The 11,250-nt window shown below is 50.9% G+C and carries 9 protein-coding genes, 1 rRNA gene and 1 riboswitch; all 10 genes read right to left on the bottom strand.

The window, feature by feature from the left end:
* Nucleotides 1–160: 160 nt before the first annotated feature.
* The 10 genes from U9M73_RS21400 to U9M73_RS21355 all read right to left on the bottom strand — a co-directional run bounded on the left by U9M73_RS21400 (nucleotide 161) and on the right by U9M73_RS21355 (nucleotide 11,249).
* Nucleotides 161–1,713: ribosomal RNA gene (locus U9M73_RS21400) — 16S ribosomal RNA — on the bottom strand.
* A 364-nt stretch (nucleotides 1,714–2,077) separates the two neighbouring features.
* Complete coding sequence (locus tag U9M73_RS21395) at nucleotides 2,078–3,478, bottom strand: NCS2 family permease (protein ID WP_009226962.1); 1,401 nt, start codon at nucleotides 3,476–3,478, stop codon at nucleotides 2,078–2,080.
* Between the two features lie 241 nt (nucleotides 3,479–3,719).
* A riboswitch (purine riboswitch) is annotated at nucleotides 3,720–3,820 on the bottom strand.
* Between the two features lie 235 nt (nucleotides 3,821–4,055).
* Nucleotides 4,056–5,234: an amidohydrolase gene (locus U9M73_RS21390; RefSeq protein ID WP_323079031.1), complete on the bottom strand. Its 1,179-nt coding sequence runs from the start codon at nucleotides 5,232–5,234 to the stop codon at nucleotides 4,056–4,058.
* A gap of 19 nt (nucleotides 5,235–5,253) precedes the next feature.
* Nucleotides 5,254–5,706 carry a MarR family winged helix-turn-helix transcriptional regulator gene (locus U9M73_RS21385; protein ID WP_260071757.1) on the bottom strand — a complete coding sequence of 151 codons (453 nt, stop codon included), beginning with the start codon at nucleotides 5,704–5,706 and terminating at the stop codon, nucleotides 5,254–5,256.
* Nucleotides 5,707–5,854: 148 nt separating this feature from the next.
* A complete protein-coding gene (locus tag U9M73_RS21380; protein WP_260071756.1) occupies nucleotides 5,855–6,553 on the bottom strand; it encodes an SDR family oxidoreductase in 699 nt (232 codons plus the stop codon).
* Nucleotides 6,554–6,589: 36 nt separating this feature from the next.
* Entirely contained in the window at nucleotides 6,590–7,369 is a 780-nt protein-coding gene (locus U9M73_RS21375) for an ABC transporter ATP-binding protein (protein ID WP_260071755.1), read from the bottom strand.
* A 33-nt stretch (nucleotides 7,370–7,402) separates the two neighbouring features.
* On the bottom strand, nucleotides 7,403–8,539 hold the full coding sequence (locus tag U9M73_RS21370) for an ABC transporter substrate-binding protein (RefSeq protein WP_260071754.1): 1,137 nt from the start codon (nucleotides 8,537–8,539) through the stop codon (nucleotides 7,403–7,405).
* 32 nt (nucleotides 8,540–8,571) lie between these two features.
* On the bottom strand, nucleotides 8,572–9,369 hold the full coding sequence (locus tag U9M73_RS21365) for an ABC transporter permease (RefSeq protein ID WP_260071753.1): 798 nt from the start codon (nucleotides 9,367–9,369) through the stop codon (nucleotides 8,572–8,574).
* Nucleotides 9,370–9,407: 38 nt separating this feature from the next.
* The gene (locus U9M73_RS21360; protein WP_260071752.1) at nucleotides 9,408–10,235 is read right to left on the bottom strand and encodes a VOC family protein; all 828 of its coding nucleotides are present in this window, start codon (nucleotides 10,233–10,235) and stop codon (nucleotides 9,408–9,410) included.
* Nucleotides 10,236–10,268: 33 nt separating this feature from the next.
* On the bottom strand, nucleotides 10,269–11,249 hold the full coding sequence (locus U9M73_RS21355; RefSeq protein ID WP_323079030.1) for a zinc-binding dehydrogenase: 981 nt from the start codon (nucleotides 11,247–11,249) through the stop codon (nucleotides 10,269–10,271).
* Nucleotide 11,250 lies beyond the last annotated feature (1 nt).

The raw sequence follows: 11,250 nt of genomic DNA, 5'->3' as shown, positions 1-11,250 counted from the left end.
CTTCGCCGTTTTACCGGCGGAAGACTATCTTATCATTTCTTCGCTCACCGTTCAACCGGTAAGTCTTGGAAAGATAAGTTTGAGAGTTGAACTCTCAAAACTGAGCAACGAGTGAGTAGTATATTTGAATGTCTTCGTTCCAGAAGACGATTCTCCATAGAAAGGAGGTGATCCAGCCGCACCTTCCGATACGGCTACCTTGTTACGACTTCACCCCAATCATCTACCCCACCTTCGGCGGCTGGCTCCTTGCGGTTACCTCACCGACTTCGGGTGTTGTAAACTCTCGTGGTGTGACGGGCGGTGTGTACAAGACCCGGGAACGTATTCACCGCGGCATGCTGATCCGCGATTACTAGCAATTCCGACTTCATGCAGGCGAGTTGCAGCCTGCAATCCGAACTGAGACCGGCTTTCAAGGATTCGCTCCAGATCGCTCCTTCGCTTCCCGTTGTACCGGCCATTGTAGTACGTGTGTAGCCCAGGTCATAAGGGGCATGATGATTTGACGTCATCCCCACCTTCCTCCGGTTTGTCACCGGCAGTCACTCTAGAGTGCCCAGCCTGACCTGCTGGCAACTAAAGTCAAGGGTTGCGCTCGTTGCGGGACTTAACCCAACATCTCACGACACGAGCTGACGACAACCATGCACCACCTGTCTCCCCTGTCCCGAAGGAAAGGATCATCTCTGATCCGGTCAGGGGGATGTCAAGACCTGGTAAGGTTCTTCGCGTTGCTTCGAATTAAACCACATACTCCACTGCTTGTGCGGGTCCCCGTCAATTCCTTTGAGTTTCAGCCTTGCGGCCGTACTCCCCAGGCGGAATGCTTAATGTGTTAACTTCGGCACCAAGGGTATCGAAACCCCTAACACCTAGCATTCATCGTTTACGGCGTGGACTACCAGGGTATCTAATCCTGTTTGCTCCCCACGCTTTCGCGCCTCAGCGTCAGTTACAGCCCAGAGAGTCGCCTTCGCCACTGGTGTTCCTCCACATCTCTACGCATTTCACCGCTACACGTGGAATTCCACTCTCCTCTTCTGCACTCAAGCCGTCCAGTTTCCAGTGCGACCCGGGGTTGAGCCCCAGGATTAAACACCAGACTTAAACAGCCGCCTGCGCGCGCTTTACGCCCAATAATTCCGGACAACGCTCGCCCCCTACGTATTACCGCGGCTGCTGGCACGTAGTTAGCCGGGGCTTTCTTCTCAGGTACCGTCACTCTTAGAGCAGTTACTCTCTAAGACGTTCTTCCCTGGCAACAGAGCTTTACGATCCGAAAACCTTCATCACTCACGCGGCGTTGCTCCGTCAGACTTTCGTCCATTGCGGAAGATTCCCTACTGCTGCCTCCCGTAGGAGTCTGGGCCGTGTCTCAGTCCCAGTGTGGCCGTTCACCCTCTCAGGTCGGCTACGCATCGTCGCCTAGGTAGGCCGTTACCCTACCTACTAGCTAATGCGCCGCAGGCCCATCCGTAAGTGACAGATTGCTCCGCCTTTCCCAAGCCCCTCATGCGAGAAACTTGCGTATCCGGTATTAGCTACCGTTTCCGGTAGTTATCCCAGTCTTACGGGCAGGTTGCCTACGTGTTACTCACCCGTCCGCCGCTAAGTTCATCCGAAGCAAGCTCCCGATGAACTCCGCTCGACTTGCATGTATTAGGCACGCCGCCAGCGTTCGTCCTGAGCCAGGATCAAACTCTCCAATAAAATAAAGTGTTTGACTTGCTCATTTCAAAACTGACGAGAATTAAATCTCGGTTTAATACTCACTCGTTGTTCAGTTTTCAAAGATCAACTTCGTTGTCGTCTTATCGGCGACAACTCTTATATTATATCAGGTGATTCGTTGGGATGCAAGAACTTTTTTCGATCGTTTTTTCGACCATCAAGTTCAATCTTCTTCGCAAACACCTCATCGCCGTGAGCGACTTTTATAATATACCAAACCTCACAAGCAAACACAAATGCAATACTTGGAAATCGTCGCATATAATCGAGAATCTACTACTATTAAAAAAGAAACCTGCAATCCTCAAAGGGACTGCAGGCTTGAGAGACCGTTAGTTCATCATTAACCTTGGCTGCCAAGGAAAATATAACGAAGAATGATTAGAACGAACAGTACCCACATTAACCAGTGGATGTTGTATTTCTTTTTGCCGATCAGATTAGCCGCAAAGGCTAGCACCACATAGAACACAATCCCAAATGAAATCCCGTTCGCAATATTATAGGTGAACGGCATCATCGTTACCGTCAAGAACGCAGGGATGGCTACAACCATATCGGAGAAGTCGATCTCTTTGATCGATTGAACCATTAGGACACCAACAATGATCAAGGCTGCAGCCGTTGCAGCACCAGGAATCAAAGCTGCGATCGGAGCCAAGAACAAGGCGGCCAAGAAGCAAATCCCCGTCGTGAGGGCGGTTAAGCCCGTACGTCCACCTTCAGCTACGCCAGCTGCACTTTCAATATAAGCTGTCGTCGTCGAAGTCCCGAGCAGTGCGCCGCCAGTAACAGCCGCTGCGTCAACCAGCATGGCTTTGCCGACGCGTTTTTTGCCTTCTTCCGGATCCTTCATGATCCCAGCACGGGAAGCTGTACCTACCAAAGTACCAAATGTATCAAACAATTCCACGAAAGTAAAAGTCGCAATCGCGGAAATAATACCCGTATGCAAAATGCCGTCCCAGTCAAAGCGTGCAAAGTTGATTTGCGTGAAGTCCGGAACCCAAGGCGTTTGCGGATCGGACAAAGTACCGAAGTCCACCACACCCATCAGCAAAGCGATAACCGTCGTTCCCAGGATCCCCAGCAAAATCGCACCGCGAACCTGCAGCACCATCAAAACCCCGATCAGCAACAAGCCAATCAAAGTGAGCTGTACGTCTGTATTCTCCAGACTGCCTAAATGAATTACCGTTTCAAAGGAAAGCACATCGGTGAATGTGTTCGCCGGAATATCGCTACCGGCTTCAACGCCGATGGTCATCAGACCACTGTTTTTCAGACCGATAATCGTAATGAACAACCCGATCCCGACCGTAATCGCATGCTTCAACGAATCCGGAACGGCATCCAGCAGCATTTGACGAACTTTTGTTAAAGTCAACAGGATGAAGATCAAACCGGAAATGAATACAGCGGTTAAGCCCATTTCCCAAGTAAACGGATGATCCGTTGTCGCCGACGACAAAATCACGGACGCAAAATACGCATTCAGACCCATACCCGGCGCAAGCGCCACAGGAAAGTTAATGAAAAGGCCCATGGCAATCGTGAAAATCCCAGCGGAAAGCGCCGTTGCCAAGAATACGGAGTACCACCCCATTTCGATCTGGCCAAACGCCGTCAGCGTGTTCGGATTAACCGTCAGGATGTAGGCCATCGCCATAAATGTGGTCAGGCCCGCCATAATTTCCGTACGTACCGTTGTACCGTTCTGTTTCAGTTTAAAAAACCGATCCATGATAAAATTACTCCCCCTTAAAAATTGACAATCCAGGTTCAAACAACTGGCATGACAGCACCACTTTGTTGAATTTCCTTCGGAAAACGACAAAAAGCCCGAGGCGACATCCCTCGGGTTACCGTACATCCAGAAGAAACGATCGTTCGGATCAGCCAACAGCCATAGGCTTCCGTGAAGCAAGCATCGCAGCATTCGTCCGAGCAACATCCCCGAACTTTACCCAACCTGTTTCAACTATACGTTCGTTTCTTCCTTTCGTAGCCAGATCATTTACGGTGACCTCGTAGAGACTTCCGGGCCAATTCCCGGAATTATACGAAAAGAACTATGCGGTTTTGTCGATATCCAGACAAGCCATGTCAGCAAGGCTTATCACATGATTTATTCTAGGCGGAGGGTCCTAAAATGTCAACAGAAAAAACGAATATTCAATATGAATGTTGCTAATATTGTTCGTCATTTTGTAATTTATTTGAAAATCAGTTCTTATTATGGTTTGATACCGTCACTCATCCTTATATATCTTGACAACAAAAATCGGTTCCCACTAGAGGGAACCGATTGCTGTTCACAGTTACTCTTGACTTAATTCATTAATGGCTCGAACGGCCAGATGGCTGTAATATTCGGCAGCAGGCAGTATCGCCGATTCGTTCGGGGCAAATTTCGGATGGTGTAAAGCATAAGACGAGCTCGAACCCACATACACGAATGCTCCCGGGATGTCCTGCAGGTAAAAGGAGAAATCCTCACCGCCCATGCTCGGCCCCAGAACTTTTGTCTTATAGCCAGTTTCTCTGGCGGCCTCAGCGGCAAATTCTGACCAGAAGGCATCATTAATCGTCGCCAGCGGGCCGGGATACCAACGCAGCTCAGCCGTAACTCCCGCGGCAGCGCCGATTCCGGCGAGAATTTGGCGAATCTGCTCCGGTACACGTTTTTGAACGTCCACATTCAATGTCCGAACCGTGCCTTCCAGCTCTACGGTCGCGGGCAGCACATTCCAGGTGTTTCCGCCGGTAATACGGGTCACACTGACCACGATGGAATCCAGCGCGCTGACGAGCCGGCTGCTGATGGTTTGGAGCGCCAGCACAATTTGTGACGCAGCCACGATCGTGTCTGTGCCCTTTTCAGGCGAAGCCGCATGGGCCCCAACTCCATTGATCACGATCTCAAACCGATCCACGCCTGCTGTGATTGGGCCAGCACAGGTACCCAGCTCCCCGACCTCCAAGTCTGGGTCATTGTGCAAACCAAAGATCACTGCGACGTTGTCAAGGCCGCCGGAAGCGAGCACGTCTTTCGCCCCATGCCCCGTCTCTTCGGCCGGCTGAAACACGATGCGCACCGTTCCCGCAAGCTCCTCCTCCCGCTCTTTCAGCAGGTAAGCTGCACCGAGCGCCACTGTGGTGTGGAAGTCATGACCGCAAGCATGCATTTTACCCGGTACCGTTGAACTGAACGGCACTCCCGATTGCTCATCGATCGGCAACGCATCGATATCCGCACGAAGAGCCACTATCGGTCCCTCTCCACTGCCGATCTCCGCAATTACCCCCGTTTTTAGTGCGGGCAAATCCAGTACTTTGATGCCAGCCTCCTTCAACCACCCTTTCAGCTTCCGAGTCGTTTCGTATTCCTCATTAGACAATTCCGGCTCCCGGTGCAAATTACGCCGAATTTCCAACAGCCTCTCCTCTAACTGTTCTTTCGTGGCCGTGAAATCCAACTGAGGCTTCTCCAAGCTCATGCGCGCTTCTCCTCCTTAATTAATCCAGGTATCGTTTCAACTCCTCGGTATACTTCCGTATAAAATCTAATATAAGCTTCTGATCTTCGGGAGAGTAACTGTCGAACTCGCGGTCAATGTCCGCGCTCCTGGACTCGTGATATTGATAATGCCCGTCAAAAGCAAGCTGCCCCATCTCCGTAAGCCGAAAATAGACCTCCTTCTTGTTCTTCTCCAATTGATATTTGGAGACAAGTCCTTTATCAACCAGCTTAGCAATCGTTTTCGATGCAGTACCTTTGGTGATGTTCAAGGTTTGTGCGATCTCTGTCAGCTTCGAGTCCGGATGCCTGCCTATGGCTTCGATCATATGAATCTCGGAAAAATATAAAACCAGACCTGGAACATATTCTTTTGGTTTTTTATTGATTAAATTAAATACTTCAAACATGCGCCCCAAAGCCAAATCTATTTCAATATGAAATTGGTCCAACCTATAACGCCCCTCTATTCTTATGGTTCTTCCTATATAAGCATTCCATCCCATCTTATCTACTTTCAAATGCTTTCGTCAACCAGAATAAAGGAATATTGGTTTTATGAGGAATATACGCCTTGATATTGACTCCTCGAAACGTGAATCAGAACGTATCTCCCAAAAGCGGGCGGACCGTGAGCTCCTCAACAACGGCCTGCGGGCTTAAAGTTAGTATCGCTGCAATCAATTGACCCACATCACGTGCCTCGAGTAAACGGTCAGGACCAATCCCGATCCGTTCATCGGGAACGCGGCGTTCCGTAAAGGTACCACCTGGATGAATCAAGGTGACTCCGACACCGGCAGGCTTCAGCTCTTCGCGCAAGCCCAGTACATAATTGCGGAGAGCTGCCTTGGATATACCGTACAACGAGGTATCGGCACGTAACGCTGTAGTCGATCCGATTACAATGATTCTCGGGTACTGTCCTTGCCGCAAATACGGCAGCAGCTTCTGCACCCACCGGTAATTGGAAACCACATTCGTCTGTAAAATACGAGACAGCTCACTGGCATCAGGCTCTACGACTGAGCGTGTCTGATCATAGAAGGCTGCCGCATTTAGAATCAGCACATCCGGATGAAATTCCTGTTCCTTCATATAAGTAATAATTTCGTCCGGCGCCTCGTCACGAGCATGATCGACCGAATAAATGAGTGCAGCTCCAGCCAATTCATTCTTGGCCGCATTCAAATCCGCCGCCGTTCTGCCGGTAAGCAGCAGTTCGTGGCCCGCTGCTGACAGTTCCCTGGCGACGGCTAATCCAATCCCCCGGCTGCCGCCGGTGATTACAATCTTCATTGTTAAACCTCCCGTACGAACCACAGTTACACACAGTTAGATAAAGTATTCCGTCTTTTCGCTTGCGGTAGGATTGTTAATCGCCATATAAATCTTCTCAACGATATTCAGCAGCTCCATATCGTTACGGTTACGCGGCCGATCAAAAGGCACATCGAATATCTGCTGAATTCGGCCAGGACGAGGGCTTAATAATACAACCCGCGTAGCCAAGTAAACGGCCTCGGCTACATCGTGGGTGATAAAAAACACCGTCTTCTTCTCCTGCTCCCAAATGCGGATGATCTCATCCTGCAGGGTAATCCGAGTCAAGTGGTCAACTGCACTGAACGGTTCATCCATCAGGATGACTCCGGGATCGGCCACCAGCGTTCGGGCTAAGCCCGCCCGCTGACGCATCCCCCCGGACAGCTGATGCGGATATTTGTTTTCAAATCCTTTCAGACCAACCAATTCGATCGTCCGTTGAACCCGGTCACGTCGTTCTGCGCGGCTCATGCCGGAAATTTCCAGTCCAAATTCGATATTACGACGGATGCTTCTCCAGGGAAATAAGGCGGAATCTTGAAACACTACACCAATGTTGCGGCTGGTTCCCGATTGAGGCACCTGATCCAGCAGCACCTCTCCGCTTGTCTGTTTCAACAGCCCGGCAGTAATTTCCAGCAAGGTGCTCTTTCCGCAGCCACTTGGCCCCAGCACGCAGACAAATTCGCCATCCTGAACCGTCAGGTTGATGTTATGCAGCGCATAGGTCTGCTCCCCGTCGACATTCTCGTATTCCTTGGTGATGTTCCGAAGCTCGATGGTCGGCATATTTACCCGCTCCTTTCTGTCGGCTTCCTCCTGTTAGTTCTCCGTTTTGTATTTGTCCAGCTTCAAGGTTTTCGCTACCTTCTCCGCGAATTGGTTATCAACAGTCCCATCCACGGAAACCTTGTCGCGCTGCATGCCGTATTCCGTCAACAGATCCTCAGTGACCTGCAAGCGGTCCACATCCACGATCGGATTGTTCTCCCACAATTCGATCTCCGCTTCAATTGCCTCACGAGTCGTCTCTTCGTCAAGGTTCAAATATTCGGCGGCCCAAGGGATAAACTCGTCAAAATGCGTTTTGGCGTATTCGTTAGCGTAGAAATAAACCTCCAATACCCGCTCCACCACGTCGGGCTGCTCATCAATCAATTTTTGGCTGGCCACCAAAACGCCGGTATGATAATCAGGCAAGTATTCCCAGGTTTTCGCAAGTACATTGCCTTCCCCATTTTTCTCAACCATAGTCGCGTATGGATTATGAATAATCGTTGCATCGACTTCCCCGGACACGAAGGTAGCATAGGCCGATTGATAGAAGCCGTTAGGTACTAGCTCGACGTCCTTCTTCGGATCGATCCCGTTTTGGGACAGCACCTCCATCAAGGTCAGAGCCATGCCGCCGATGGCTTGAGCAGATCCAACCGTCTTGCCCTTCAGATCGGCAAACGACTTAATCTCCGGTTTGGCAATGATCCAATAAGCTCCGCGGTTCCGCCACATGTTGCTGACAACCTTGATTTTCACTCCGTTGACGATGGCCGGAATATAAGTACCCGGGTCTCCATCCGCGAGATCCACCTCACCTGCCCCAAAGGCAGATACCGGGTTCGGGGTATCCACGAAGTTCAAATGAATGCCCGCATCCTCATACCAGCCTTTAGCAACAGCAAATTGGTTGGCGATACCGGTCATCCCCTTGGAAAAACCAACGGTGAGCGTAACTTCTTTATTGTCTCTACCCTGCCAAGGCGGAATCCCCGCAGCGATATCGACCGTAGATTCACTCGGTTCGGCGGTTTCAGCGGGCTCTGCCGAAGCAGCCTCTGCATTGTTAGCCGTGCCGGTATTGGTGGAATTCCCCGCTTTGGATTCATTGGACGATCCGCAAGCAGCCAGGGAAAGAACAAGTATCACGGCGATCAACAAGTGAATGGTTTTCTTTAAATACATATCTCTACACTCCTCTTTGGAATTTACATTCGTTATGCAGAACGTCTAGGCGTCCAGCGACGGCAAACCAGTCGTTCAATCAAATTGACGAGAGCAACGAACAGCACAGAAAGCACCGTTACCAGAATAATCACCAAGAACAATCTGGGTGTGTTCAACACCGCTTGAGCTTCATTTAGTACATACCCGAGACCGTTCTTGGCTGCGGCCATTTCAGCGAACACCACCCCGGTAATGGCCGTAGCTGCGGTCACCCGCAACCCATTAAAGATGGAGGGAAGCGCTGAGGGCAGCAACACCTTGAACACCGTCTGAGCCCGGCTCGCCTTAAACACCTGAGCCAGCTTCAAATGCTCGATCCGAGTCTGTTTGGCGCCGGTAACCGTATTGTATAAAATGTTGAAAAAGCAAAATAAAAAGACGAGGATGACTTTACTCTTAAACCCAATTCCGAACCACACGATGAGCAACGGCATCACAGCAGTCTTCGGCACAGCCATTGCAGCCGCGACAAACGGGTCCAGCAACTTCTCCACCAGCGGGAACGAAACGTACAGGACGCCCAGGCCAATTCCCGCGACAACGGAAATGAGATAACCCACCGCAACCTCCTGCAAGGATATGGACAAGTGCGGCCACAATGTATTCTCCTTCAACATATAAATCAATTCGTCTACGATCTGAGACGGGGAAGCCATAAACACACGATTGACCCAATCGTTCGCAACGGCCACTTCCATCCACACTAACAGTGCGACAACAATGGCAACTTGCGTAATCGTGACTCCTATGGCTTTCGACTTCTTACCTTTCTTGACGCCCGCCGCCATGCGATACCTCTCCTTCCTGTTCAAACCACTTTCAAAGCCTATGCCAAATGATAAATGGAACCATGAAGATTCAAATAAGGTTGAACCGCCCGGGCCGCCCCTCCGGTCAAACCGAGAGCAAACGGCCGTTCTCCCCGCTTCTGCAGAAACGTCGAGGCAGTCCCGTTTTGATCCGGTTCGATGAATACGAGGGAGACGTCTCCTAAACGAACGGTTTGCTTCTTCCCTTGCCAAACGTCGTCATAGCCGTGAGCTTCTGCCTCCAAGCCCAGCCATTTCGTCCAATTGTCGACGGTCTTCGCCAGATTGTGTACAGTAAAAGCCACATAATCCAGCTTCAGTGGACCAAGGCCGTGCTCAGCAATTGTGCCATGCTGCGTTAACTCCGCTCTCCGGGTCTCGTCGGAATCATCCCATTGGATAAAAAACGGGAGCGGCAATCCGCCTTCCGGCTGACCCGCAAATAACAGCTTCCAGCTAATCAGCTTGCCGTCCGGGCGACGGCGGCTGCAATCCACCGGGCCAACGACCTCGAGGCCCTGGTTAGCCAGATGGACTGCCAGCTCGTCAATCCGCTGGGTGCGAACACCGATGCGGCTCAGTCCCTCGGTGTAGCCATCCTCAGCCAATGTCTCGACCAGCCCGTATCGGGGGGTCTCTTGATGAGGAGGCAGCAGTTGGTGATCGAACACACCGATCCATTCGATATAACTTAAATCAAAGTAAGTCAGCGAATTATAAGTCCCGATCCCTTCATGCCGACCTCCCTGCACCGTATGAATCCCCAGCTCAGCTAACTCAGCAATGAGATCTTCCGGCTTGCTTACGAAATGCACCGCATGGTCAAACTGCAAATCCGTTCCCATAGACGTTTCCTCTCCCTTCATGACGGTGTTGATTTAAGGTTTAATGATGATTTTGCCGAAAATTTCCCGTTCTTCGATCAAGCGATGGGCTTCGCGAATATCTTCAAGCGGCAAGACACGGTCGATAATCGGTTTTAGCTTCCCTTGGCGTACCAAATCCAGCAGAGTAGGTATGTCACCCGGTCCCCAACCGTTAGAGCCAATAATGGAAATTTCCCGAACCCATACATAACGCAAATCGGTGACTGCTTCGAATCCCGTCGTTGCTCCGCAAGTCAGAATTCGTCCCCCTTTGCGGGTGGCCTTGATGCTTTGCGGCCAAGTGGCTTTACCCGTGTAATCCACAACGATATCGGCGCCTTGTTTGCCGGTGATGGACCATACCTCTTTGGAAAAATCGGTTTTGTTGTAGTTAATCACATAATCCGCGCCCAATTCTTTCAGCTTTTCGGTTTTGGCGTCAGAACCTGCGGCTGCGATAATTTTCGCTCCCGCCAGTTTTGCAATCAGCACGGCAGCATTCCCTACCCCGCCGCTGGCGCCAAGAATAACGATGGTTTCATTCGCCTGCAGCTTTCCCTGCGTAATCAGCATTCTCCATGCTGTCCCGTAAGCGATCGGCAGTGCTGCAGCCTCCTCGAAGGAAATGTCTTCCGGCAGAGGAATCAGATTTTGGGCCGGTACACTGACAAACTCCGCCAAGCCTCCCGTCGTATCTTCACCCAGCGCTCCCTTGCCAGGAATGTGCGGGTCAATCAATACGCGGTCTCCTGGTTGAACGTGGTCGACGCCAGGTCCAACCTCATCGACGATCCCCGCTACGTCGCCGCCTGAAATATGCGGAAGCTCCAGAGTTCTCCCCGGAATCCCTCTGCGCACGAAGATATCTAAGTGGTTTAGAGATACGGCCTTCACCTTGACCACAACTTCTCCTTCACCTGCTATCGGCTTCGGATGTTCCCCCACCACGACGTTATTACGATCCCCATGTTGTACGATAAGTGCTGCTCTCATA

The organism is Paenibacillus phoenicis (genome assembly GCF_034718895.1).
Taxonomy (GTDB): Bacteria; Bacillota; Bacilli; order Paenibacillales; family Paenibacillaceae; genus Fontibacillus; species Fontibacillus phoenicis.
This window is presented reverse-complemented; position numbering and strand designations above follow the sequence as displayed.

Coding starts and splice junctions, on each gene's coding strand:
- U9M73_RS21395 (WP_009226962.1), bottom strand. CDS start 3,478: ATGGATCGGTTTTTTAAACTGAAACAGAACGGTACAACGGTACGTACG.
- U9M73_RS21390 (WP_323079031.1), bottom strand. CDS start 5,234: ATGAGCTTGGAGAAGCCTCAGTTGGATTTCACGGCCACGAAAGAACAG.
- U9M73_RS21380 (WP_260071756.1), bottom strand. CDS start 6,553: ATGAAGATTGTAATCACCGGCGGCAGCCGGGGGATTGGATTAGCCGTC.
- U9M73_RS21375 (WP_260071755.1), bottom strand. CDS start 7,369: ATGCCGACCATCGAGCTTCGGAACATCACCAAGGAATACGAGAATGTC.
- U9M73_RS21370 (WP_260071754.1), bottom strand. CDS start 8,539: ATGTATTTAAAGAAAACCATTCACTTGTTGATCGCCGTGATACTTGTT.
- U9M73_RS21365 (WP_260071753.1), bottom strand. CDS start 9,369: ATGGCGGCGGGCGTCAAGAAAGGTAAGAAGTCGAAAGCCATAGGAGTC.
- U9M73_RS21360 (WP_260071752.1), bottom strand. CDS start 10,235: ATGGGAACGGATTTGCAGTTTGACCATGCGGTGCATTTCGTAAGCAAG.
- U9M73_RS21355 (WP_323079030.1), bottom strand. CDS start 11,249: ATGAGAGCAGCACTTATCGTACAACATGGGGATCGTAATAACGTCGTG.